Genomic DNA, 25,302 nt, shown 5'->3' on the forward strand with positions numbered 1-25,302 from the left:
TTGATAGTTAGCAAACTAACATTGTGCGAATCCTCTTGTGTCCAAGCATCTCGAACAGCTCCAGCAGAGCATCAGTACCGGCATGGTGCTCGCGTCGCGTCATTGGCGGCGGGCCTGCCAGACCACGCTGGCCAACTATGGCATCTCCGAAGCCTGCGCCATGCCGTTGCTGATCATCGGGCGCATGGGGCCGGGGGTGCGCCAGGTCACGGTGGCCCAGGTCGCCGGGATGGAGAGCCCGTCGCTGGTGCGCCTGCTCGATCAGTTGTGCAATGCCGGCTATGTGCAGCGTACCGAGGACGCCAGTGATCGCCGCGCCAAGACCCTGGGCCTGACCGAAACCGGCCATGGCCTGTTCCACGACATCGAAACCCAGTTGGTGCGCTTGCGCCGCGAGGTGCTGGAAGGTATCGCGCCGGCCGACCTGGAAGCAGCACTGCGGGTGATCCGCGCCTTCGAGGCCGCCGGGCAGGCATCGGGAGTAGCCGATTCTTGAACGGTTTCTGGACAGGCATGCCGCCGGCCCGCGACTGGTTCTATGGCGTGCGCACTTTCGCGGCCTCGATGATCGCGTTGTATATCGCGCTGCTGATGGAGCTGCCGCGTCCCTACTGGGCGATGGCGACCGTGTACATCGTGTCCAGTCCCTTTGTCGGCCCCACCAGTTCCAAGGCGCTGTATCGGGCGGTTGGCACCTTCCTCGGTGCTTCGGCGGCGGTGCTGTTCGTGCCGCTGTTCGTCCAGACACCGTTCCTGCTGGTGGTGGCGGTGGCGCTGTGGACCGGCATCCTGCTGTTTCTCTCGCTGCACTTGCGGACCGCCAACAGCTACGCGCTGATGCTGGCCGGCTACACCATGCCGATGATCGCCCTGCCGGTGGTGGACAATCCGCTGAACGTGTTCGATATCGCCGTGTCGCGGACCGAGGAAATCTTTCTCGGCATCGCCGTCGCCGCAGTGGTCGGCAGTATGTTCTGGCCCCGGCGCCTGGCGCCGGTGTTTATCGATGCGGCGGGCAAGTGGTTCGCCGATGCCTCGACCTACAGCTTGCGGTTCCTCTCGCGCAATGTGCAGGCCGATGAAGTCAGCGGCCTGCGTTCGGCGATGGTGGCGACCTTCAACAGTCTCGAACTGATGATCGGCCAGTTGCCCCACGAAGGTGCCCGGCCCCAGACCGTGCGCAACACCAAGGAGCTGCGTGGACGGATGATTCACCTGCTGCCGGTGGTCGACGCCCTGGACGACGCCTTGTATGCCATGGCGCGGCGCACGCCGGAGCTGGTGGAGCGCTTCGAGCCGTTGCTCGTCGCCACCCGCGAATGGCTGGAAAGCACCGCCGGGGAAGCGCCGGTCGAGCGCTGGCAGGCCCTGCGCGAGCAGGTCGACAGCCTGCAGCCGAGCCCGGTCGAGCTGGATGAGCTGGATGAGCGCCGCCAGTTGCTGTTCTCCAACGCCCTCTATCGCCTGGGGGAATGGATCGACCTGTGGCAGGACCTGCGCAGCCTGCAATACGCCATCCAGTGCGAAAGCCAGGACAACTGGCGCGCGGTCTACCGCCATTGGCGCCTGAGCCGCCTGACCCCCTTTCTCGACCGTGGCCTGATGCTGTATTCAGCGGGCTCCACGGTCCTGGCGATCATTGTCGCTTCGGTGCTGTGGATCCTGCTCGGCTGGACCGACGGCGCCAGCGCGGTGATCCTCGCGGCGGTGGCCTGCAGCTTTTTCGCGGCGATGGACGACCCGGCGCCGCAGATCTACCGGTTCTTTTTCTGGACCGCGATGTCGGTGATCTTCGCCAGCCTCTACCTGTTCGTGGTACTGCCCAACCTGCATGATTTCCCGATGCTGGTGCTGGCGTTCGCCGTGCCGTTCATCTGCGTCGGCACCCTTACCGTGCAGCCGCGCTTCTACCTGGGCACCTTGCTGACCATCGTCAACACCTCGTCCTTCATCAGCATTTCGGGCGCCTATGACGCCGACTTCCTGAACTTCACCAACGCCAACCTGGCCGGCCCCGTGGGCCTGTTGTTCGCCTTTATCTGGACCCTGGTGGCACGGCCTTTCGGCGCCGAGCTGGCGGCCAAGCGCCTGACCCGTTTCAGCTGGCGCGACATCGTCAGCCTGACCGAGCCGGCGACCCTGGCCGAGCACCGGCACATGGGCGCGCAAATGCTCGACCGCCTGATGCAGCACCTGCCGCGCCTGGCCATGACCGGCCAGGATACCGGCGCGGCGCTGCGCGAGTTGCGGGTCGCGCTGAACCTGCTCGACCTGCTGGCCTATACCCCGCGCGTGCTGGGGGTGGCCAACGTGTTGCTCAAGCAGGTGGTGGAAGAGGTCGGCGCTTACTTCCGCGCCTGCCTCAAGGCCCGCGAGCGGCTGCCGGCCCCGGCACCCTTGCTGATGACCCTGGACCGCACGCGCCGGGCCCTCGGCTCCCAGGGCCTGGACGACGGCGAAACCCGCCTGCATCTGCTGCACGCCTTGAGCGGCCTGCGTCTGGCGCTGTTGCCCGGGGTCGAGTTCGTCGACCTGGGCGAGCAGCCGGAGAGCGTGCCGTATGGGATCAACGGAGTGCCTTTATGATCGGTGACGTGGATATCAGCGGGGTGTTCCTGCCCACGCTGCTGGTGCTGATGGGGATTACCTACGCGCTGTACCTGGTGGTGCACGGGCTGTTGACGCGCTTCCACTTCTATCGCCTGGTCTGGCACCGGGCATTGTTCAACGTCGGTCTCTACGCTTTGCTGCTGGGCGTTGTGGATTCGTTCAGTCGATACCTGATGACATGAAAAAACCTATCTTGACCATTGGCCGTGTGGTCCTGACCTTGCTGGTGGTGATCTTCGCCTGCCTCGTGGTCTGGCGCATGGTGATGTACTACATGTTCGCGCCCTGGACCCGGGACGGGCATATCCGTGCCGATATCGTGCAGATCGCCCCGGACGTGTCCGGGCTGATCCAGCAGGTGCAGGTGCGTGACAACCAGTTGGTCAGTCGCGGCCAGGTGCTGTTCAGCATCGACCAGGACCGCTTCAAGCTGGCGCTGCGCCAGGCCAGGGCCGCCGTGGCCGATCGCCAGGAAACCCTGGCCCAGGCCCAGCGCGAGAACAAGCGCAACCGTGGCCTGGGTAACCTGGTGGCCGGCGAGCAGCTGGAGGAAAGCCAGTCGAAAGTCGCCCGTGCCGAGTCGGCCCTGGCCGAGGCCCAGGTGACGGTGGACGCCGCGCAACTGAACCTCGACCGGTCGGTGATCCGCAGCCCGGTGGACGGCTATGTCAACGACCGTGCGCCGCGTGAGCAGGAATTCGTCACGGCGGGCCGGCCGGTGCTGTCGGTGGTGGACAGCGGCTCGTTCCATATCGACGGTTATTTCGAAGAGACCAAGCTCGACGGTATCCATGTCGGCCAGAGCGTGGATATCCGCGTGATTGGCGACAAGGCCCGCCTGCGTGGCCGGGTGGAAAGCATCGTCGCCGGGATCGAGGACCGTGACCGTACCAGCGGCTTGAACCTGTTGCCCAACGTCAACCCGGCCTTCAGCTGGGTGCGCCTGGCCCAGCGGATTCCGGTGCGGATCGCCTTTATCGACGTACCGGAAGATTTCCGCATGATCGCCGGGCGCACGGCGACCGTTTCGATCATCGATGACGCCGGGGACGTCGCGAAGAAAGAGGCCGCGAAATGAAACCGCTGGTGAAAGTCACCACGTTCGGCCTTGGCCTGTTGCTGTCGGCCTGTTCCATGGTCGGCCCGGATTACCAGCTGCCGGGCGACTCGGCCATGCAGCGCAAGGACCTGCAGGGCGAGTTCGCCGGCAGTGGCGACAATGTCGTCTCGGCGCCGGTCCCGACTGACTGGTGGCGGCTGTACCAGGACCCGCGCCTGGATGAACTGGTGCGCCAGGCACTGGCTTCCAACACCGACCTGCGGGTCGCGGCGGCAAGCCTCTCGCGGGCCCGGGCCCAGGTGGACGAGGCCGAGGCGGCCGGTGGCTTCAGTGCCGGGGTGAAGGCTGGCGCGCAACGCTTGCAGGAGTCCGGCCAGGCGTTCCTGCTGCCGGAAAAGGTGCCGGTGGCGAATGTCGGGGATATTTCGCTTTCCGCGTCCTATCAGTTCGACCTGTGGGGCACCTTGCAGCGCGGCATCGAGGCGGCCAAGGCCAACGCCGACGCGACCCAGGCGGCGGCCGATGTCGCCCGTATCACCCTGGTGGCGGATGTGGTGCGCTCCTACACCCAGGTCTGCGCCGCCAACGAGGAGCGCGAAATCGCCGAGCAGTCCCTCGACCTGCAATCCCAGAGCACCGAGCTGACCAAGCGCCTGCGCGACGCCGGGCGTGGCGATGAAACCCAGGTCACCCGTTCCCAGACCCAGTTCAAATCCCTGCGTGCCGAGTTGCCGCGCTATACGGCGGCGCGCCAGGCCGGGTTGTACCGTCTGTCGATGTTGCTGGCCAAGCCGCTGGATCAACTGCCCGCCGGGGTGGCCGATTGCGCCGCGCTGCCGCATATCGCCCAGTTGCTGCCGGTAGGCGACGGTGCCGAGCTGCTCAAGCGCCGTCCGGATATCCGCCAGGCCGAGCGCCGGTTGGCGGCGGCGACGGCCGGCATCGGTGTCGCCACGGGCGAGCTGTACCCGAATATCAGCATCGGCGCGACGGTCGGTACGGTCGGCTTCCTCAAGGACCTGGGCGATCCGTCGACCAACCGCTGGGGCTTCGGCCCGGCGATCAGCTGGACCGTGCCGACCAACGGTGCGCGGGCGCGGATCCGTGAAGCCGAGGCCACCACCCAGGGTGTCCTGGCGCACTTCGACGGCGTGGTGCTCAACGCGATTCGCGAGACCCAGACCAGCCTGGCCCAGTACACCGCGCAGCTCGACCGCCGCGATGCCCTGGCCGATGCCGAACAGTCGGCCAGCCTCGCGGCGGACCAGACGCACCGCTTCTTCAAGGCCGGTCGCGCCTCGTTCCTCGCCGACCTGCAAGCCACCCGCACCTACACCGACGTGCGTGCCCAACTGGCCTCGGCCAACACCCAGGTGGCGATGAGTCAGATCGATCTGTTCCTGGCGCTGGGCGGTGGTTGGGAAAGCACTTCCGGAGCTGCTGGCAAATAACGCTGGAGGGGGGCGCTCGCACCGTATAATCGGCGTTTGCCCAGCCTCTGCGAGTAAGTCACGACACCATGGATTCCAATACGCTCACAATCATCTGTACCGTCTTCGGCATCATCGCTTCCGGGGTTCTTGCCTGGGCTGTCTATGCCATCCAGAAACGTGATAGTGAAATGAAGGAGGCGATCTCGGCGTTGGACAGCCAGAGGATCGAACAGGGCCTGGAACTCCAGAAAATGATCTCCTTGCGCACCGCATTGCTGAGAGATCAGCAGGATATGCAGACCAGGATGCTCGACCTGCAGGAATGGTTGGCTCATCACATCAAGGAGCAGGTGGAGGACCTGCTGATGACCGAGCGCCACCCCGGGTTTTTTGTTTCCAGCAATGCGGTGAACCTGCCCCTGCCAGCCCCCTCCGTCTCATCGGACACTCCCCGCTTGGGTGAGCTGCGTTTCGATTCGCCGGCAATCGCCGCCGGCCAGACGCTCGGAGTTCTGTTCCGGGTCGACGATGACGGGCTCAACTTCCCGGTTCCTCACGGTGTCACAGTCCGGTTGGGGAAGCAGGTGATTTCGGTTGAAAAAACGTCCGCCAAATACATGCACTGCCAGGTGCCGATCCCCGCCGATGGCGGTCATGACCATGAGCTGGAGTTTGTCATGACGGACATGGCGAACAATCGGCACACCCAGAGAATTGCCATTCCCGTATGTGCATGAGCCTACTCCTTGGCGGATCGCAGAACTTCGGACGAACGTGCTCGGGTCGTCCGTCGAAACCCTGAGTCCGTTGCTATGCTCTGAACTATCGGCTGGCCGTCGTTGGTTCGGGGCTTCGGGTGAATCCTCACGCGCGGTCGGCGTGGCTTGATGGGGATTCTAATAATGAAAAACCCTTATGCTCCCGGCTTCTGGTGTGCGGTGGTGGCCCTGGTGCTGCTCTCGGCGACGTATTTCTACGGCGTGATGCTCGCCCATCAGATCGACAAGGCGCTGGTGTTCCTCGACAGCGCCAGTGCCCTGATCGCAGTGATGTCCATCGTGGTGGTGGCCTGGGCCAGCTACCAGAGCCAGCAGGTGAAGAAGCGCCAGCTCTCCCAGAGCAAGACCCTGGTCCTGGTCTGGGACACCAAGGTCGCCCTGCGCCGCGTCGAAACCGTGTTCGACCGCTATTTCTGGGGCAGCTACTGGCAACCGGGCCGGACCTTCCAGGAAGTCATGGGCGAACTGACCGGCACGCCCCTGGAAAAAAGCCTCGAAACCCTCAAGAGCCAATGCCTGAAGCTCGACCGCGAGGTGGCCCACGAAGAGCGCCACTGGCTGAGCAACGCCCGCGAGCTGGCGGACGTCGCCATCGCCATGGCCCGCGAGCGTTATCAGCTGGACGTCTGCGACCCGCGCAACGACTCGCCGGATGGCGTGGTGATCAACCGTGATTTCGAGGTGCTGGTGTACACCTGGACGGCGCGACTGAAGACCTTCGACCATCAGCTGGACGAGATGGAGCTGCAGTATTCGTGAGTTGCCGGGCCTGACCCGAACTTAATGCCGACCCTGACGTCAATGCAATGCAACCCGGTGGTCTTGCCGGGTGCCCGCGCGCGTTCTTCCTGTGCATTTTGCTGCCTTCGTCACATGCCGATACCGGGGTGACAGGTGCGCCCGTCTTCGTGCAAATGCTACTCTTCGTCCTTTCGGGCGCCGTCGAGCCGAACCCGACCAAGGGTTCAGGGAAGACCAGCATTTTCAACACAACGGACATTGATCGGGTCAATTCATGAATAAATCAGCAGGCGTATTGTTGGGGTTTGTCGTGGTGGTGGGTGCCGTGAGCACCGCCGGCGCGTGGTACACCGGCAATCAGCTGGAAGGGGTGTTGAACACTTCGATCCAGGAAGCCAACGCACAATTGAAGACGGCCCTGAGCAGTGGTGGCGGCAACGCGAGCATCGAGCTGGTGTCGCTGGACCGCAACCTGTTTACCAGCACCGCGCATTACCGGCTCAAGCTGCAGAACCTGCAGCTCGGTGAAGATAACAAGGACGTCGACCTGCTGTTCGTCGACCATATCGAGCACGGGCCATTGCCGTTGTCGCGCCTGAAGGCGTTGAAGCTGACGCCGGTGATGGTCAACAGCAACTACGAGCTGGAAAAGAACGACGTGACTGCCAAGTGGTTCGACGCCGCCAAGGGCGCCGCGCCGCTCAAGGGCGTGGTTGCGCTGGGCTACAACAACTCGATCGACGGCAACGTCGAGTTGATCCCGCTGGACTTCGCGCCGGACGACAAGAGCTCGGTGAAATTTTCCGGGCTGAACCTGAACCTCACCGGCAGCGACCGTGGGGCGAAGATCAAGCTCAACGGCTACATGGACAGCCTGAAGATTGCCGCCCAGTCCGCCGAGGACGGGCCGGTATCGGTCGAGCTGGGTGGCCTGACCCTGGTCAGCGACCTGGCCAAGAGCGACTTCGGCTTCTACCTGGGCGGCAACACCCTGGAACTGAGCAACGCCAAGGTGACCTACGGTCTGACCCCGGCAACAGTGACGGTCAAGGACTTCGAGCAGAAGGACTCCCTGGACGCGACCGGCAATATCCTCGCCGGACGCCTGGCCTACACCGTCGGCGATATCGGCTACAACGGCAAATCGGTGGGCAGCGCGCAGATGAGCCTGGCCGCGAAGAACCTCGATATCCCGGCGGTGCGCTCCCTGACCCAGATCTACCAGAGCGAGCTGCAGGCCATGCAGCAAGCGGCCGCGCAGGGTGAGGAAACCCCGGCGGTGCCGGAGCTGACCGCCGAGCAGCAACTCAAGGCCCAGGCCGACATCCGCCAGCTGCTGGCCGGCAAGCCGCAGATCGCCGTGGAAAACCTGTCGTTCAAGACCGCCAATGGCGAAAGCCGTTTCAGCCTGTTGCTGGACCTGACCAACCCGTCGTCCACCCAGTTGCCGCCGCTGGAACTGGGCAAGCAACTGATCGCGCAACTGGACGCCAAGCTGTCGCTGTCCAAGCCGATGATCGCCGATCTTGCCGGCGTGCAGGCGCAGGTCGAGGGCCAGACCGATCCGAAGGCCATCGCCCAGTACGCGTCGATGAGCAGCGAAATGGCCGGTACCATGGCGGTATCTACCGAGATGGCGACCATCGAGGGCACGGATATCGTCTCCAAGCTGCACTACGCCGCCGGCCAGGTGGATTTCAACGGGCAGAAGATGCCGGTGGAAGACTTCATCGCGCTGATGATGTCCAAGGTCGGTGGCCTGAGCGGCGCCGAAGCCGCCGAGTAAGCACCCGCCATGTGCGAGCGGGCTTGTCGGGACGCCGCACCGCCGCGAAGCTTTTAGCGGCCTGAAGGGGCTTTTCGTGAGTAAGCCCGGCTGCGGGTAGCCGGGCTTACTTCGTTTCTGACGTGACGCTTTCCAGCCGATAGCCGTAACCGTATACGGTCTGCAATTGCCAGCCGCGCTCGGCGGTCAGCCCGAGCTTGTTGCGCAGGCGATAGATATGGGTGTCGAGGGGCCGCGAGGAAAGCACTTCCTCGTGGGGCCAGAAGCGCTCGTAGAGGTACTCGCGCGACAGCGGCCGGCCGAGGTTGGCGAACAGGCAACGAGCCAGGCGGTACTCGCGCTCCGTCAGGCCGATGGGCTGGCCGTCGCGGCTGACGAGCAGTTCCGCATCGTCGAAGCTCAGGTCATTGAAGGTCGCGGTTTCGCCGCCGGCGTTGCGCTGCACGCCATGCCGGCGCAGCACCGCGTTGATCCGCGCCTTGAGTTCATTGGCGCGAAACGGCTTGCTCACATAATCGTCGGCACCGCTGCCCAGGGCCAGGACGATATCGTTCTCGGCGTCGCGACTGGTGAGCATGATGGCCGGTGGCGGGGCTTCCATGTGCTCGCGGGTCCAGCGCAGGAGCGCCAGGCCACTGAGGTCCGGCAACTGCCAGTCGAGGATCAGCAGGTCGAAGGTTTCGCGACGCAACCGGCGCAGCAGGTCCTCGCCGCGCTCGAAGCTATGCACGGTCCAGGGCGGTTCGCCCGCCTGGGACATTTGCCCCAGGGTCTGCTCGAGCCGACGCAGCTCGGCGGGTTCGTCGTCGAGTATGGCGACACGCATGGCCTCGTCCTTTCTCCTTGCCTGATGAGCTCGATTCTGACGGATCGGTGCCGGCAAAATCTGAACAATTCTGGCGAATCCCTCAAGCGTCGGCGCCGGCTGGTTAGGCTTGATATCAAATTGCCGGTGCCTGCTGTGCGGGGCTCAAGTCGCCTGATTGCAGGGTACCGGTTCGCTGGTACAAGGAGAAGGAACAATGGGCAGTCCCTTTCGCGTCATGCGCTGGCAACCCTGGACAGTCGTGTCGCTGATCACCGGGCTGGTTTTGTGCCTGGGGCTCGGTTTCACCGTCGGCATGTGCTACTCGATCCCGCGTACGACGGCTATCGTCTCCATGCGCCTGTCCCTGCCCGTGGCCGGCGATCTGGTCATGCCCGCCGAATGGCCGGGCTCGCGCAGCCTGGAGCTGGCGCAGTGGATCAAGGAACAGGCGGTGCGGCAGGAGCAGCAGCGTTGGATATTCTGAAGCCGGCAATTCTGAACAATTCTTGCAGATTGTCCGCCAAGGACGGATTTGCCCATAGAGTAGGCCCAGTAGCACAGGGGCACTTTGGAGCAAGTCCGACCCACGGAGGGGTAGCGATTCGGATCCACACGAATCGTTGTCGAGGGAAGGTTGGGATGCCTTCCCTTGGCCATTTTTTCCGTGGCACTCCTTTCATATCAAGACATACAGTGTGGTCCGGTGGCCGCGGGGCGCTGTGGCATGATTGAGAAACCTGGCTCAGTGCCGTAGTCCTTATCCCTGCTCCCTGTCCGAGCGACCGAGCCGATGACCGAGTTTGCCTCTTCTTCCTTTTCCCTGCTTCGCAGCCCGTTGTTTCGAAGCGGCCTGTTTCAACGCATCGTTCCCTGGCTGATCGGTGTCGTTGTCGGCCTGCCTGGCCTTGGCGTATCGGCGGCGCCCGCGCTGTCCCGCGCGCCCTATCTCGATCGTGAACAGCAATGCCGTCCGCAACCGTTGCCGGCGGTCGTCCTGCACCTGGCCGGCGAGGCCTGGAAGCTCGATGCCAGGGGGCAGGAGAGCCGCCTGGAAGAGGGCATGCGCGTGGATGAGCAGGAGGCCGTGCGAACGGCGGCCGATGCCTTTGTCAGCCTCGGCCTGGGGGATGGCTCGCGGATCGTCCTGCCGTCCAACTCCCAGGTACGCCTGCAACTGGATGAAGTGCTGGCGGTGCCCCAGGTGATCCTGGAGCAGGGGCAGGTCGAGTCCTACGTGATCAAGCGCGCCAGTGATCACGACCGCTTCCGGATCCAGACCCCGGTGGGTGTGCTCGGTGTGCGCGGTACGCATTTCCGCACCCGTGGCGAAGACGGCCAGGTGCTGGTCGAAGTGCTGGACGGCCAGGTCGCGGTCAGGCGTATCCCCGCCCAGGCGGAGCCGGGCAAGGTCGGGGCGAAGCGCCTGGCGGTGGCCGAGGCCGCGGTACCGGTGAATGCCCGGCAGGGCCTGAAGATCCGCGGCAGCGGCGAGCTGAAACCCACCGACCTGCTACCGGCGCCGCGCCTGCTGGGCCAGGACGGCCAACGGGGCGACAAGCCGGTCTGGCAACTGTTTCTCCAGCCGCTGGAGGGGGCCCGGCGCTATCGCGCGCAGGTCGCCACCGATGTCGGCTTCCTCGATATCAAGCAGGAAGGTTTTTCCAGCACGCCGCAGATCCAGTTCAGCGACTTGCAGGCGGCCTTCTACCACGTGCGGCTGTCGGCATTCGACGAACAGGGACTTGAGGGCCAGACTGGGGTCTACGATATCTACTACTGGCCCAGGACGTTGCATGCCCAATAGCCGCGGTGTTTCACCTTCATGAGCGTTTCGCCTCCATGAGGTTCTGGCGGCGGCGCGAGGCACGCGAACCGACGCAGGCGCAACGGCTGTTCCGTGGTCTGCTGCGTGAATGGCTGCTGGTGGGATTGCTGTTGCTGCCGCTGACCGCCGTGCTGTCCCTGAACCAGAATCTGGCGTTCAGTCATTTTCTCTATGATCGCCTGAGCCGGTTGAATCCGCTGCCGGTCGATCCGCGCATCCTGCTGGTCACCATCGATGACCGCAGTCTCGAGGCCCTCGGCCGTTGGCCCTGGCCCCGCGACGTGCATGCCCGATTGCTGGATCGCCTGGCCGCGGCGCAGCCCCGGGGCGTGCTGTTCGATGTGATCTTCAGTGAACCGGAACGTCCCGGCGATGGCGATGAACACCTGGCCGAGGCCCTGTGTCGCGCCGGTAACGTGGTCCTGCCGCTGTTGCGCGAAGGTGTGCCGCGGTTTGCCACGCCGTTGCGGGAAATCGAGCCGATCGAGCCGTTGCGGCGCTGTGCCCGGGCCGTCGGCCATATCAACGTCGAGGCGGATAACGACGGCGTGGTGCGCGGGCTTTTCCTGCGCGAGGGCCCGGCCGGGCAAACCCGTGAGCAACTGGCCTGGCTGGCGTACCAGATGGCGCTGCCGGCGGACGGGCAACCCGCGATGCCGGGTGCCGGGGACGGGGACCTTGCCGAAGCCCGGGACTGGCAACGCCGCAACGCCATCCTGCTGCCCTTTGTCGCCGGTGCCGGCGGCTTTCCCAGCGTGCCCTATATCAGCGTCCTGCGCGGTGAGGTGCCGCCGCAGTTGTTGCGTGACCGGTTGATCCTGGTCGGTGCCACCGCGCCGGGCCTGGGCGACCGTTATGTCACGCCGGTCTCCGAGCAGGCCGGGACCACCGCCGGGGTGGAGATCCAGGCCAACCTGCTCAACGGCCTGTTGCAACAGCGCAGTATTGTCGCGTTGTCACCGTTGCCGAGCCTGCTGCTGTCCGTCTCGACGGTGGCCCTGTTGCTGGGCGGCCTGTTGCTGCGCGCGCGGCATGCCCTGTGGCTGACGCTCGCCGGCATGATTGCGCTGCTGGCCGGCGCCTGGGGCCTGCTGCGCCTTGGCCTGTGGTGGTCGCCGGCGGCGAGCCTGAGCGGCTTTCTGCTGGCCTACCTGATCTGGAGCTGGCGGCGCCTGAGCGCGGTGCTGGCCTACTTCGGCTGGGAGCTGGCCCGGTTGAACGACGAGCCCAGGGTGCTGCCCGAGCGTCGCCGGCCGATCGTCCCCGGCGGCGATGTCCTGCAAGGTCGTATCGCCGCCCTGGAACAGGCCCTCGGGCGCACTCGCGATACCCGGCGATTCATGGCCGATGGCCTGGAGTGCCTGCCTGTCGCCACGCTGATAACCGACACTCAAGGCCAGGTGCTGCTCGCCAATCGCAGCGCCCGCGAACTGCTGGGCGCGACGCTGGTGGGCGAGAACTGGCTCGAGGTGCTGGCGCGCCTGGGCTTTCCCGACCTGCACGGGGGCGCACGCCCGGCATTGTCCGCACTGACCCGCCAGGAGTTTCGCGACAGCCGCCAGCGCACCCTGCGCCTGGACCTCGCACCGCTGCTGTCGGCGGAAGATGAAGTCGCCGTCGGCTGGCTGTTCAGCCTTGCGGACCTGAGCCAGGAGCGCGAAGCCGAGCAGCAGCGGGCGGCCTTGTTGCGCTTTCTGTCCCATGACCTGCGCGCGCCGCATTCGGCGATCCTGGCGCTGCTGGATGTGCAGCGCGAGCAACACGAGGATGCGCCGCTGCATCGGCAGATCGAACAACAGGTCCGCCGGGCCCTGGGCCTGACCGAGGCGTTTGTGCACCTGGCCAAGGCCGAGTCGGAGGCCTACCGGTTCCAGCCGGTGCTGTTCGCCATGCTGGTACTGGATGCCTTCGACCAGGTGGCGCCATTGGCGCAGCTCAAGGGCATCGCACTGCGTCATGAGCTCGACGAGGCCGATGAAAGCCTGGTCCGCGCCGATGCCGCGCTGCTGACCCGGGCGCTGTTCAACCTGCTGGAAAATGCCATCAAGTACAGCCCTTCCGGCACCTGCGTCAGCCTCGCCGTGACGGTGGCGGACAACCGGCTGGCCTGCCGCATCAGCGACCAGGGCCGAGGCATCGACGCTGTCGAGCTGCCGCGACTTTTCGACCCCTACACGCGTTTTGCCTCGGCCCACGACAGCGAAGGGCTGGGCCTGGGGCTGGCGATGGTGAAGGCCGTGATCGACCGGCATGGCGGCCTGATCCGCTGCCAGAGTGTCGTTGGCCAGGGTACGACGTTCATCCTCGAATTGGCGGTTCTGCACGAGTGACCCGGCAATCATCCTCGTCGGTGCCCGGCGAAATCTGAATAATTATTGCATGTTGTTTTTTGGTCTAACCTTGCGTGAAAGACTCTTGATCAGATAGCCAATGCGCATCATCCAAGAACGGCTTTCTGGACGCGACGGGCTTTAGTTGCCACGTAAGGAAGTTGACGAGATGCCGCGTACCGCGATTGCTTTTGCTCGTGTTGATCTTCGCCTGCTCATTCAGATGGCCTTGTGCGGCCAGCTGTTCTGGAGTGGCCTGGCCTGCGCCGACGCGTCCTACGACCAACTGATCCGCCAGGCCCGGAACGGTGACTATGCCCCCGCACTGAGCCAACTGCGCCAGCTGCCTGCCGGGCAACAGACCACCGGCCAGGTCAGCGACCACTTGCAGATTGCGGGCTGGGCGGGCCTGGACAGCGAGGTGGTGACGGTCTACGAGTCCAGTGGCGCGCACCGTACGCTGCCGGTTCCGGCCCTGACAGCCACGGCAAGGGCGTATCGCAACCTCAAGCGCTGGGATGACGCCGAACGCGTGTATCGCCTGGCGCTGACCCGTGAACCGCAGAGCCTCGATGCGCAACTGGGCCTGGCCGTGACCCAGGCCGATGGCGGTGACCCGCAAGAGGCCGTGCGCCGTGCCCGCGAGCTGGTGGCCCGGCAGCCCGATGATCCTTCGCGGCGCCTGGCATTGGGCTACGCGCTGACCCGGGCGGGCGACCGTTATGGCGCGTTGTTCGAGTACGACCAGGCGTTTCTCCGGGCATCGGACAACCCCGAGGTGGCTCGCGAATACCTCTTTGCCCTCGAACGTGCGCGCCTGCCCGAGCCGGCATTGCGCCTGGCCCGCAACCATCCGCAACTGATCGGGCCGCTGCCCGTGGCGCGCCTCGAAGGCGAGCTGGCGGCCGAGCGCGTGCGTCTGGCGGAGTTCGCCTCGCGCAGTGAACGCGAGCGTTTCGTCGTCGCCGACCGGGCGCTGGCCGACTATGAGCAACTGCTCGCCAATTGGGCCTCCAATCCCGATGCGCGCGATGACGTGGTGCGCTGGCGCATCGACCGTATGGGCGCGCTCAAGGCCCGGGCGCGCAGTGCCGAGGTGCTGGTCGAATACCAGAAACTGATCGATGAAGGCGTGACGATCCCGACCTATGCCCTGCGCTGGGTGGCGGCGTCCTACCTCGATGTGCGCCAGCCCGAGACGGCCACGCAACTGTATCGCCAGGTGCTGTCGGCGCCGGACGCGGACCCCGCCGACCGGGTCGATGACACCACGGCCCTGTTCTATGCCCTGCTCGAAAGCGACAAGCCGCAAGAAGCCCGTGAAGTGGCGCAGACGCTGGCAAAAAACGAGTCGCCCCGCGTCGAACTCAAGGGGTTGCCCATCGGCAACCCCAGCGATTCGTGGATGGATGCCCAGCAATTGAATGCCCAGGTCGGGCTCTACGACAACGCCGTGCCGGACAGCGAGCAAGGCCTGGAGGCATTGTTCGAGCAGGTGCCGGGCAACATCGGGCTGCGCGTGGCCATGGCGCAGATGTACCTGGCCCGTGACTGGCCGCGTCGCGCCGAATACCTGAACAAGGAAACCGAAGCCCTGGCCCCCAGGGACCGCGGACTGGAAGTGGCCCAGGGCTACACGGCGCTCGATCTGCAGGAGTGGCGCCAGCTCGATGCGCTGACCGACGACCTGGTCGAACGCTTTCCGGAAAACCGCCAGGTACAGCGCCTGCAACGCCTGCGCGACGTCCATGACATGGCTGAGCTGCGGGTCGAGGCCTATACCGGCAAGAGCTTCGGCGGTGGCTCGGACAGCGAGCCCGGGGCGGTCACCGGTAGCCGTGACTACGGTCTCGAGACGGTGCTGTACAGCCCGCCGATCAATGAGGACTGGCGACTGTTCGCCGGTGCCGGGTATGCCTTCGGCAAGTTCACCGAAGGCGACGCCCAGCGCCGCTGGCAGCGGCTCGGGGTGGAGCGGCGGACCCGCGACATGACCCTGGAAGCCGAGGTGTCCAACCAGTCCTACGGCGAGGGCAACAAGATAGGGGCGCGCCTGGCCGCCGCCCTCGACATCGACGATCACTGGCAATACGGCGGCAGTCTCGAGCGCCTGTCCGCGGCCACGCCGTTGCGCGCGCTGAAGAACGGTATCAGCGCCAACTCGGCGAGCGCGTTCCTGCGCTGGCGGGCCAATGAAAGCCGCGAATGGAAGCTGGCGGTGACCCCGTCGCGTTTCAGCGACGGCAACCGCCGCATCGAAACCGTGCTCACCGGCCGCGAAGGTCTCTATAGCGCGCCCCATGTGCAAGTGGACCTGGGCCTGGAAGTCAGTACCAGCCACAACACCAAAAGTGACGACGTCCCCTATTTCAACCCCAAGTCCGACTTCAGTGTGTTGCCGACCGTGAACGTCAACCACATCCTTTACCACCGCTACGAAACCGTATGGAGCCAGCAGTTCCAGGTAGGTGCGGGGAGTTACAGCCAGCGCGATCATTCCACCGGCGCCATGGCCCTGTTGGGCTACGGCCAGCGCGTGAGCTGGAACGATGTCCTTGACGCCGGTGCGCTGGTGAGTTGGCTCAGCCGACCGTACGACGGGGATCGGGAACGCGATCTTCGTCTGACCGTCGACCTTACTTATCGCTTCTAGAAGAGATGGATGATGCCTTTGATCATGCGTTGCCTGCTTCTCCTGGGAGCGTTGCTGCTCGGCGCCTGCGCCCAGACTCCCGCGACCTTCACCGCGCCGGCGCAGCGCCCGCTGCCGGCCAATGAGGCGCCCTGGCCGAAGAACCATGTGCTGGGCATCGCTTATCACGATGTCGAGGACCGTGACCCGGATCAGGCGGTGGTGGCCGTGCGCACCGAGCGATTGCTCGAGCAATTGGCGTGGTTGCGGGAAAACGGCTATCGGCCGGTCAGCGTCGACCAGATCCTCGCGGCGCGCGGTGGCGGACCGGAGCTGCCCGCCAAGGCGGTGCTTTTGAGCTTCGACGACGGCTACGCGAGTTTCTACACCCGCGTGATGCCGGTCCTGCGCAGCTACCGCTGGCCGGCGTTGCTGGCACCGGTGGGGACCTGGATCGACACGCCGGCGGGCCAGCCGGTGAACTTCGCCGGCGAGCTGCGTCCGCGTTCGCAGTTCCTGACCTGGGCCCAGATCAAGGAGATTTCCGCCTCGGGGCTGGTCGAGATCGCCGCCCATACGGACGCCAGCCACCTGGGCATCGTCGCCAACCCGCAAGGCAACCAGCAACCGGCGGCGGCCACGCGGCGCTACGATGCCAGCACCGGTCGGTATGAAAGCGAAGCCGACTTCCAGGCCCGCATGCGCGCTGACGTGGTGGCGATTTCGAACAAGATTCGTGCGGTCACCGGCTACGCCCCACGGGTCTGGGTCTGGCCCTACGGTGTCGCCGACGGTACGGCGCTGAAGGTGATCGACGGCCAGGGCTACAAGATGGCGCTGACCCTGGATGACGGGCTCGACAGCGTCGACAGGCTGATGAGCAGTCCGCGGTTCCTGGTGGCCTCGGATCCCGATGGCGAGCACTACGCCAGCAGCCTCGTCGCGGTGCAGACGCGCTCGCCCAAGCGCGTGGTGCATGTCGACCTGGATAACGTCTATGACGCGGATCCCGTCCGTCAGGAAATCAACCTCGACAAGCTGGTCCAGCGCATTTCCGACATCGGCGCCAATACCGTCTTTCTGCAAGCCTTCGCCGACCCCGAGGGCGATGGCCTGGCGCGCGAGCTGTATTTTCCCAACCGGCACCTGCCGGTCCGCGCGGATATCTTCGACCGTGTCGCCTGGCAGTTGCGTACCCGCGCCCATGTCGAGGTGTTCGCCTGGATGCCGGTGCTCAGCTTCGCACTGGACTCCAGGCTGCCCCGGGTGACCCGCTGGGACCCGGCGACCGGCCACGTGGCCCCGGATCCCGAGCAGTACCGGCGCCTGTCGCCCTTCGACCCCGAGGTGCGCCGCCTGATCGGCGAGATCTACGAGGACCTGGCGCGGCTGACCTCGGTCGATGGCGTCCTCTATCACGACGACGCCGTGCTCTCCGATTTCGAGGACGCCAGCCCCCAGGCGCTGCGCGCCTATGCGGCCAACGGCCTGCCGGGCAGCGTCGAGGCCTTGCGCGGCGACCCGGCGACACTCCAGCGCTGGACCCGTTTCAAGAGCCGTTACCTGATCGATTTCACCCACGAACTGACCGCCAGGGTCCGTGCCATCCGCGGGCCGCAGGTGCAGACCGCGCGCAATCTGTTCGCCGAGCCGGTGATCGACCCGCAGAGCGAGACCTGGTTCGCCCAGAACCTCGATGACTTCCTCACCAGTTACGACTGGACCGCGCCGATGGCCATGCCGTTGATGGAAGGCCAGAGCGAGAGCCATTCGGGCGACTGGCTGGAAAGGCTGGTCGAGCGGATCGGGCAACGTCCGGGCGCCCTGGATCGCACCGTGTTCGAGTTGCAGGCCCGCGACTGGCGGCAGAAACCGGCGACGGACATCGACGGCGAGCAACTGGCGGACTGGATGGCACGGATCAAGCGCAAGGGCGCGACCAGTTTCGGTTACTACCCGGACAATTTCCTCGAAAACAGTCCGGACCTGAAAACCGTGCGCCCCGCACTTTCCAACAAGTGGAATCCTTAGATCATGATGGATCGCATCCTGGCACTGATCGTCCTGGCGCTCGTCCTGGGGTTTCCCCTGGGCGTGATTTTCCTGGTCACCGGGCAATTCCTGATGGACTTCGTGTTCTTCTACCCGTTGTTCATGTCGGGGTTGTGGATGGCCGGCGGCTTGTACTTCTGGCTGCACTGGGAGCGGCGCTGGCCCTGGGAAGCCGACACCCTGCCGCCGCCGCTGCCCGGCGAGCCGCTGATCTCGATCCTGATCCCCTGCTTCAACGAAGGTGACAACGTCGGCGAGACCATCGAGGCGGCGCTGGCCCAGCACTACCCGAATATCGAAGTGATCGCCATCAATGACGGTTCCAGCGACAACACCGGGCAGTTGCTCGATGGCCTGGCGCAGCAGGACCCACGCCTGCGGGTGATCCACCTGGCGCAGAACCAGGGCAAGGCGGTGGCCTTGAGCATGGGCGCGGTGGCGGCCCGCAGCGAGTACCTGGTGTGCATCGATGGCGATGCCCTGCTGGCGCCGCACACGGCGGCCTACCTGGTGGCGCCGCTGCTGCATAACGCCCGCCTGGGGGCGGTCACCGGCAACCCGCGGATCCGTACCCGCTCGACCCTGATCGGCCGGGTCCAGGTCGGCGAGTTCTCCTCGATCATCGGTTTGATCAAGCGTACGCAGCGGGTCTTCGGGCGGATCTTCACCGTCTCCGGCGTGGTCTGTGCCTTCCGTCGCACGGCGCTGGACCGGGTGGGCTACTGGAGCCCGGATATGATCACCGAAGACATCGACATCAGCTGGAAGCTGCAACTGGATCACTGGAGCGTTTTCTACGAGCCCCGGGCGCTGTGCTGGATCCTCATGCCGGAGACCCTGCGCGGGCTGTGGACGCAGCGGCTGCGCTGGGCCCAGGGCGGCGCGGAGGTGCTGTTCAAGAATATCCGCGGCATCTGGCAGTGGCGTCACCGTTACCTGTGGCCGCTGTTGTTCGAATACTGCCTGTCGACCGGCTGGGCGTTTACCTTCCTGCTGTCGATCATCTTCTATTGCATGGGCCTGTTTATCGAGATGCCGGCCCCGATCGCCGTGCATCGTATCCTGCCACCATCCTTTACCGGGCTGTTGCTGGCGATGGTCTGCCTGGGGCAGTTCGCGGTCAGCGTGCTGATTGACCGCCGCTATGAACGGGACCTGTGGAAAGTCATGTTCTGGGTGGTCTGGTACCCGCTGGTGTTCTGGTTCATCAGCTTCTTCACCACCCTGGTCAGCTTTCCCCGGGTGTTGTTCGGCCAGGGCGGCAGGCGAGCCCGCTGGGTCAGTCCGGACCGGGGGATCAAGCCCGTCGACGACGAGCAGAAGGTGCGCTCATGAAAATCCTCCGAACCCGCCAGCGGCCTTTCATGATGATCGTCGACGCGGTGCTGACCCTGCTGGCCTGGATCGGCCTGCTGTACCTGCTGATCCAGGGCTTGTGGCCGTTGCTCGACGGGCATGCCGGGCCGCGGATCGACATTTCGTTCTTCGAAGCACTGAACACCTTGCAGATCTATCTGTGGATCGGCCTGTTGAACGCGGCGGTGCTGATCGCCTGGGCGCGTTATCAGCAGCGCAAGAGCCGTGGCTATGCCCAGCGTCGCCTGGCTCCGCCGGTGGTGGGGGACGAGGGCTTGAGTCGTAGCTTCAAGCTGAGCGGCGAGAACTTCGCCCGGATGCGCCAGTCGGCGACGATGATCGTGCACAACGACGAACATGGCGGGGTCAGCGAAGTGATCACGCACCTGTACCGGGTCGAGCCGCAGGAGCAACCGCCGCCACTGGCGCCGCCGGCCCATCCGCGGGTGATCCGCCTGCCGTCGGACGATGATGGCAAGGCCGAGTGAAAACGTTCCAGGCCGCGATCACCGCTGGTGGTTAATTATCTAGTGCCTGGGCATGCCGGGCCGGGCTCTAGGCTTTCTCCTTTTTCCATGGAAAAGGGGAATGCCCATGAACACGGTCTTACAGGAACCGGCCAACGGGGTTGAAGCACCGCTCCTGTCCGCCCCCGAGGCGGCGCTGGAGCACTTCGGCAAGCAACTCGCCGAGCGTCTCGCCCTGTCGAAACGCCCCAGTCTGCTGCTCAACCGGCTCCAGGCGGCGCTGGTGCGCGGACTCGACAGCCAGTATCGGCTCAAGCGGCTTTTCGAGCGGGCGCCACGGATCGGCGACGTGCTCCAGCGGCTCCTGAGGGAAGCCTTCGGGCATGATCCGCATCGGCTCCTGTTCATCCCGCCACTGCGTTGTGGCGACGGGCAGTTGGCGCGGACCCTGGCACAGGTCGCCATGTCGCTGTTGCGCAATCCGTTCCTGTCCCTGGGCTCGGGCCTTGGCGTGCGCCTGGGCCTGGTCGGCGAACCGGACAATGCCCTGCAACTGGACCCCGGGCAGGTGCTGGCGCACCTGAAGTCCCTGGGGCTGTCTTCCCGTATCGATACGGCCCTGCGCAGCTACTGGGAGCAGCCGGCGTATGACAGCAACCTGTCGCGCCGGGAACGCCTGATCGAACTGCACAAGCTGTTGTTTCACGACAAGGTCCTGTTGGCCTATGGCCTCGGCGGTTTGTCCGCTGGCGCGGTCAATATGCTGATGGGGCTGCTGGATGCCCCGACCCCCGAGGCGCGGACGCTGGCCGGCGACCGCTGGGCGCGGCTCATGGTCTCGGAGCTGGTCTGGCCGGCGGAAGGCCAGGCGACGCTGGCCCTGAGCGGCAGCCTGCACCTGCACGGGACCGGCAGTGTCCGGCGGGGCAGGCAGGTGGTCTTCGTGCCCGGTGCGCCCGTGGAGTTCTTCGAGTTCGCCGACCCGGCTGAAATGCACCGCCGGCTTCCGGAAGTGCTCAATGCCCCGGGCAATTACCGGCCCTGGCAGTTGCTGGCGTTGCAGGAGCGCCATCGCCTGTTTCCCCAGGGCGCGCGACCGGCCCTGCCTTACCATTTCCAGGACAGCCCGGCGCTCGCCGGCGATGCCTTCGCCCACAGCGCCCTGAGCCGGCTGGAGACCCAACTGGCCAACGAATGGGCCGCCGCCTTGCTGCTCAATAGCGCGTATATGTTGCCCGAGGGCCTGGCCGATGCCGCGCGCCTGACGCCACTGCAGGCGGTGGAAGCCATGCAGGAATCGCGCACCGCCCTGACCGGTCTGCCAGCGGTGAGGACGGCGCTGGCGCAACGGCTGCTGCGCGACGAGCACCGCCGGATGCTCGAGATCACCTTCGGCAGCCTGGCCATGGACCTTCCCGTGCGCCTGCGCCAGAGCAAGCTGCGCCAGCAGGAGCGTGGACTCCTAAAGCTGCTGGATGAACCGGGCCCCGGGCGCGACAGTCCGGCCTATAACGAGCTGCTGGGGGATCACGAGCGCTGGCGACAACAGGCGACCGACCTCCAGGCGCTGCTGCGGGACCGGCAGGACTGGTCGCGAGCCGGGTTCTGGCAGGCGGACGGGAAGGGCAACGCTCTTGGCGAAAAATGGCTCAAGGGGCGCTGCCAGGCACTGTTGTACGAGGCACGGATTCAACACCGGCTCGGACTGCTTGATCAGAAGGAACTGGAGCGGATCCTCGATGTGCTGCCGCAAGCGCCGCCCGGGCGGGTGACCAGCGATACACGGATCGTCGGTATCGCCGTGGGGCCCGACGATTCGCCCTGGCTGCTGACGGGGGCCTGCGTCATCAGTACCCGCCAGGCCCTGGCGGATCGGCGCGTGAGCACCTCGGCGCTGCTGTTCGTGCCGGGACGCCAGGGTGGTCTGCAACGCTTCATCAGCCTGGACAGCCTGGCGCAACGGCTGGGCATCACCCTGCTCAGTCCGGAATGTGACAGCCTCTGGCCGCTGATTGCCCGGGACCAGCGTGGCGATGCGCGGCGCTGGGTACGCAGCCTGCCGGCCGGCGAGCGGCTGGCCGTGCATTACCCGCCCATTGCCGCGGATGCCTTGCAGCACGGACTCCAGCAACAGATCCAGGCTTACCTGCGGGTCTGCCGGGCGGTCGAGGGCGGCCTGCGGCCTTTTTCGCAAGTCGCCGATGCGCCCGGCTCCCTGCAATGGCTGGCCGATGAGCTGGCGCAGAACCTTGCGGTGCCCGGCCACGACGCCCGGGAGCGGGCGCTGGACAATCTGGCCGCACTGCAACTCGGCGCGGTGCAGGCGCAGGGCCTGCCCGCCTGGTTGTCCGGGGCGTCCCGGTCGACGCGCCAGCAGTATGCGCGGCGGCTGGCGCGCTACCAGAACAGCGTGCAGGCCCTGGAGCTCAAGCTGGAACGGCAACTGCCGGACCTGGATGACTTCGCCCGGGGAAAACTCATCGAGCGGCTCAGGCAGGACGGCTGGTATCCGGGGCTGGATATCGACAAACCGCTGTTCGATCTTCCCGACAGCGTCGAGCGGGTGTGGGCCGGTCACCCCGAGCGCGTAGTGGGCGAGTCGGGCCCGAAGACCGTGGTCAGCGACACGCGACATACCTACAGCCTGCTGCGCCTGGCCCTGGAGAACCTCGATCCGCAATCCATGGGTAGCCGCCGGCGCCTGCAACACGGGCGGCTCCTGGACCCCGCCTGGCAGCAGCGCCTGACCCCCGATTACCTGATCGCGACGATTTCCGCCCTCGACCTTGGCGGTCAGTACGACAGCCTGATCCAGCGGGCCTTCTACGGCGTGGAGGATCCCCGGCGCGAACAGCCCCGGGCATTCGACCGCGCGCTGTTGTACCGCCTGGTCAGGCAACGCGCCGCGATGGAGTTGTTCAGTGCCCGGCAACAAGGGCTCGGCGACTGGGCGACCGAGGCCTTCGAGGTGGCCCTGAACGCCGAGTTCGCCGTGGACTTGCGGACCGCGCGCCTGGACCTCGAATTGCATCGGGTCACCTTCGCCGGTCGGGCGTTTGCCCGAGCGCGGCATGTGGGCAACGCGGTGGCGATCCATGACAGGATTTCCGGGAAAACCCTGGTCTACCTGCCGGGGGCTCCCCATGAGCAGGTGCTGACCGAACACGCCGATCTGGCGGCGGCGCAACGGGCGCTGGTCAAGACCGAGCAGGCGTCGCAGCGGGTGGCGGATATCGTGCAGCGCCTGGCGGCGGGCTGGGACCGGGAGGTGGTCGAGGGTTATCCGGCGGAACAGGAGGCGTATTCGCCGCGACTGGCCTCCCTGCGGGGTGACGGGACTGCGCTGGTCCTGCAATCCGCGGCAGCCACGCCGGTTGTCGCGGCCAGGTCCACCACGTTGCTCAAGGTCATCAGGAGCTGGTGGACGAGCGAGCCGGAATCCCCCGTTCCGGATTCCGCCGCGCTGGAAAAGGAGGTACGGCGCGAGATCGCGGAAAATCCCGGGCACTGGTTGCGGCTGGTGAAAACCGAGCGTTGCGATCTGTCGCTGCTCCTGGCGCATGCCTTTGTCCTGCGGGCGCAGCAACGTGCCCGGTCGGTCTCGAACTCCAATCGGCAACTGGCGCAGTTGCGCGAGTTGCGTGAACGCGAAGAGCGCTCGGCCTACTGGCGCCGGGTGTTGTCGGTGGTGCCCGTGGTCAGTGTCGCGGTCAATGCCTACGAGACGGCCGTGGCCTTGCGCCGGTTTCATCGCAGCGGCGATCCACGCGATGCCCTGGAGCTGTTCAAGGCCGCGCACATGACGTTGGTCGACGCCGCCCTGACGTTCTTTCCCGCCGGCCTGGCCACCCGGCCGGCGAGGGTCGGCCAGGGGCTCTGGCCGCGCGCGGCGCTGAAGAGCCTGTCCCAGCGCCAGGCCCTTTCCCACAAGGGCGCGATGGCCCTGAAAAAACTCGACCGTTCTGCCAGGCCCCGGCCGATGCTGCCGGGATACGAAGCGAACATCGCCGGGGATGACGTCGTGGCCCTGCACGGCCCGACCAATGCCGGCAGCTACGTGAAGAACGGGGTGCAGTTCATCACCGATGGCAGCAAGCGCTACGAGGTCTACCAGGCCAAGGGCGAAAGCAGCCTGCGCCTGAAGAAAACCGCCACGCAGGACAATGAACTGATCCTGCACATCCACGAACCGGGTGAATACCTGTTGCGTGCCGATGTGCCCGAGCCGCAGCCGGGTCCCAGTCGCGCGATGTGGCAACCCTGGACACCGCCCGCGCCGTCGCAACCTGCCGCCGCCCCGGTGCTGCAACTGGAGTGGATGACCCGTCGACCGGCCTTGTTACCCGCGGATTGGGCGACACGGGGATTGCTCCTGGAAAACGAACAGCTTGTGGAGCTGTCGGCGAGCCGGGGGATCTATACGAGACGGGGGGCCGACATGGGGCGCCTGCTGAAACTGGACGGGCGCTATTTCGAGCTGCTGCCCGACGGTTCGCAAGTTCATCCCGATATCGTCTTCCTGAAGCGCCCCGGCCCGTCGGCCGCTCTGGCCCGAATCGATTTCAGCCACTGGTGGAGCCATCTGGACGAGCAGCCGATACCGGCCACGTTTGACCCGCCCAGCCAAACCTGGACGGTACGTACCGCCCTGTTCGGCGAACCGATGGAACAGTCCCTGGCGCAGCCGCTGCGGGGTATGACGCCGATCAGCCTGCAGAGGACGATCAACCGACTGATCGAGCGCAGCGATGTCGCCTACAGGTCGGTCACGGCGAGCCGCATGGTCGCGCTCAAGCGCACGCAGGAAGCCTGGAGCCTGCGGGGCGTGCACATGGACGTGCTGTTGCGCGAGCTCGATGCCCAGGCCCTGGGGCGGACCCACTTTTCCATCGGTCGCGCGACCGACTCGGTGGGGTTTTCCCGCCTGGACTTCGAACCGCCCCAGGCCGTCGATCCACGGTTGTTCGACGCCCGGGGGCCGGCGCGCATTGCCGAGCTGGCCTCGAACAGCGAGACCGCCGTCATCGGCATCCTGCGCCGTCATGGCTTTGTCGTGAACGAGATCCCGAAATCCCAGTCCTTCAATACGGTCAACCTGTATTGTACCCACTCCGGCTCCAACCACCTCTACTACGTCATGCTCAAATGGACCGACAAGCGCTCGGTGCCCCTGACCCGCTACCAGGCGGGGCCCCGGCAATTGTCGGATGACTGGTTCAACCGCCATTTCGAGTTCAGGCCCCTGGGTCAGCGCGCGGTGCTCAAGCCGGTGAAGGAAGCGATGAACGAGGGGCGCCTGGTGAAAATCATCGCGGGCTTGCAGCGCTCGACGGACACCGGGTTGGTCACGGTGTTTTTTACTCGGGCGGTCTAGGGAGGTGGGTGATGGTTGTGGCTCGTAGCGCCTGATCGTGGACCAGACC

Annotated in this window: 17 protein-coding genes; 16 read left to right on the forward strand and 1 reads right to left on the reverse strand. The window is 65.6% G+C overall.

The window, feature by feature from the left end; all coding sequences use genetic code 11:
* The first annotated feature begins 37 nt into the window (after positions 1–37).
* The 8 genes from KI243_RS00780 to KI243_RS00815 all read left to right on the forward strand — a co-directional run bounded on the left by KI243_RS00780 (position 38) and on the right by KI243_RS00815 (position 8,409).
* Positions 38–496: a MarR family transcriptional regulator gene (locus KI243_RS00780; protein WP_017124769.1), complete on the forward strand. Its 459-nt coding sequence runs from the start codon at positions 38–40 to the stop codon at positions 494–496.
* A complete protein-coding gene (locus KI243_RS00785) occupies positions 493–2,586 on the forward strand; it encodes an FUSC family protein (protein ID WP_212810336.1) in 2,094 nt (697 codons plus the stop codon). The genes KI243_RS00780 and KI243_RS00785 overlap by 4 nt, the downstream gene beginning before the upstream one ends.
* Complete coding sequence (locus KI243_RS00790) at positions 2,583–2,792, forward strand: DUF1656 domain-containing protein (protein WP_017124767.1); 210 nt, start codon at positions 2,583–2,585, stop codon at positions 2,790–2,792. The genes KI243_RS00785 and KI243_RS00790 overlap by 4 nt, the downstream gene beginning before the upstream one ends.
* Entirely contained in the window at positions 2,789–3,688 is a 900-nt protein-coding gene (locus tag KI243_RS00795) for an HlyD family secretion protein (RefSeq protein WP_042934751.1), read from the forward strand. Before KI243_RS00790 ends, KI243_RS00795 begins: the two co-directional genes overlap by 4 nt.
* The gene (locus KI243_RS00800; RefSeq protein ID WP_017124765.1) at positions 3,685–5,121 is read left to right on the forward strand and encodes an efflux transporter outer membrane subunit; all 1,437 of its coding nucleotides are present in this window, start codon (positions 3,685–3,687) and stop codon (positions 5,119–5,121) included. Before KI243_RS00795 ends, KI243_RS00800 begins: the two co-directional genes overlap by 4 nt.
* Before the next feature lie 68 nt (positions 5,122–5,189).
* Positions 5,190–5,840 (forward strand): hypothetical protein, encoded by a 651-nt coding sequence (locus KI243_RS00805; protein WP_212810337.1) that lies wholly within the window; start codon positions 5,190–5,192, stop codon positions 5,838–5,840.
* A 165-nt stretch (positions 5,841–6,005) separates the two neighbouring features.
* Positions 6,006–6,641 carry a hypothetical protein gene (locus KI243_RS00810; protein WP_042934750.1) on the forward strand — a complete coding sequence of 212 codons (636 nt, stop codon included), beginning with the start codon at positions 6,006–6,008 and terminating at the stop codon, positions 6,639–6,641.
* Between the two features lie 256 nt (positions 6,642–6,897).
* Entirely contained in the window at positions 6,898–8,409 is a 1,512-nt protein-coding gene (locus KI243_RS00815; RefSeq protein WP_177119442.1) for a YdgA family protein, read from the forward strand.
* Between the two features lie 106 nt (positions 8,410–8,515).
* Here KI243_RS00815 and KI243_RS00820 read toward each other — a convergent pair whose 3' ends face one another.
* Complete coding sequence (locus KI243_RS00820) at positions 8,516–9,235, reverse strand: response regulator transcription factor (RefSeq protein ID WP_177083759.1); 720 nt, start codon at positions 9,233–9,235, stop codon at positions 8,516–8,518.
* A gap of 196 nt (positions 9,236–9,431) precedes the next feature.
* Between KI243_RS00820 and KI243_RS00825 the strand changes: the two genes are divergently transcribed.
* The 8 genes from KI243_RS00825 to KI243_RS00860 all read left to right on the forward strand — a co-directional run bounded on the left by KI243_RS00825 (position 9,432) and on the right by KI243_RS00860 (position 25,253).
* Positions 9,432–9,701 (forward strand): hypothetical protein, encoded by a 270-nt coding sequence (locus KI243_RS00825; RefSeq protein WP_017124761.1) that lies wholly within the window; start codon positions 9,432–9,434, stop codon positions 9,699–9,701.
* 306 nt (positions 9,702–10,007) lie between these two features.
* Positions 10,008–11,021, forward strand: coding sequence for a FecR domain-containing protein (locus KI243_RS00830; RefSeq protein WP_017124760.1), 1,014 nt, complete (start codon positions 10,008–10,010; stop codon positions 11,019–11,021).
* Between the two features lie 35 nt (positions 11,022–11,056).
* On the forward strand, positions 11,057–13,372 hold the full coding sequence (locus KI243_RS00835; protein WP_212810338.1) for a CHASE2 domain-containing protein: 2,316 nt from the start codon (positions 11,057–11,059) through the stop codon (positions 13,370–13,372).
* A gap of 169 nt (positions 13,373–13,541) precedes the next feature.
* Positions 13,542–16,025: a poly-beta-1,6 N-acetyl-D-glucosamine export porin PgaA gene (gene pgaA, locus KI243_RS00840; protein WP_177119438.1), complete on the forward strand. Its 2,484-nt coding sequence runs from the start codon at positions 13,542–13,544 to the stop codon at positions 16,023–16,025.
* A 12-nt stretch (positions 16,026–16,037) separates the two neighbouring features.
* The gene (gene pgaB, locus KI243_RS00845) at positions 16,038–18,035 is read left to right on the forward strand and encodes a poly-beta-1,6-N-acetyl-D-glucosamine N-deacetylase PgaB (protein ID WP_042934774.1); all 1,998 of its coding nucleotides are present in this window, start codon (positions 16,038–16,040) and stop codon (positions 18,033–18,035) included.
* Between the two features lie 3 nt (positions 18,036–18,038).
* Positions 18,039–19,391 (forward strand): poly-beta-1,6-N-acetyl-D-glucosamine synthase, encoded by a 1,353-nt coding sequence (pgaC, locus tag KI243_RS00850; RefSeq protein WP_212810339.1) that lies wholly within the window; start codon positions 18,039–18,041, stop codon positions 19,389–19,391.
* Positions 19,388–19,900: a poly-beta-1,6-N-acetyl-D-glucosamine biosynthesis protein PgaD gene (pgaD, locus tag KI243_RS00855; RefSeq protein WP_017124755.1), complete on the forward strand. Its 513-nt coding sequence runs from the start codon at positions 19,388–19,390 to the stop codon at positions 19,898–19,900. Before pgaC ends, pgaD begins: the two co-directional genes overlap by 4 nt.
* Positions 19,901–20,006: 106 nt before the next feature.
* A complete protein-coding gene (locus KI243_RS00860) occupies positions 20,007–25,253 on the forward strand; it encodes a DUF6543 domain-containing protein (RefSeq protein ID WP_212810340.1) in 5,247 nt (1,748 codons plus the stop codon).
* The last annotated feature ends 49 nt before the right edge of the window (positions 25,254–25,302 follow it).

Origin of the sequence: Pseudomonas sp. Ost2, from assembly GCF_018326065.1 — a bacterium.
Taxonomy (GTDB): domain Bacteria; phylum Pseudomonadota; class Gammaproteobacteria; order Pseudomonadales; family Pseudomonadaceae; genus Aquipseudomonas; species Aquipseudomonas gingeri.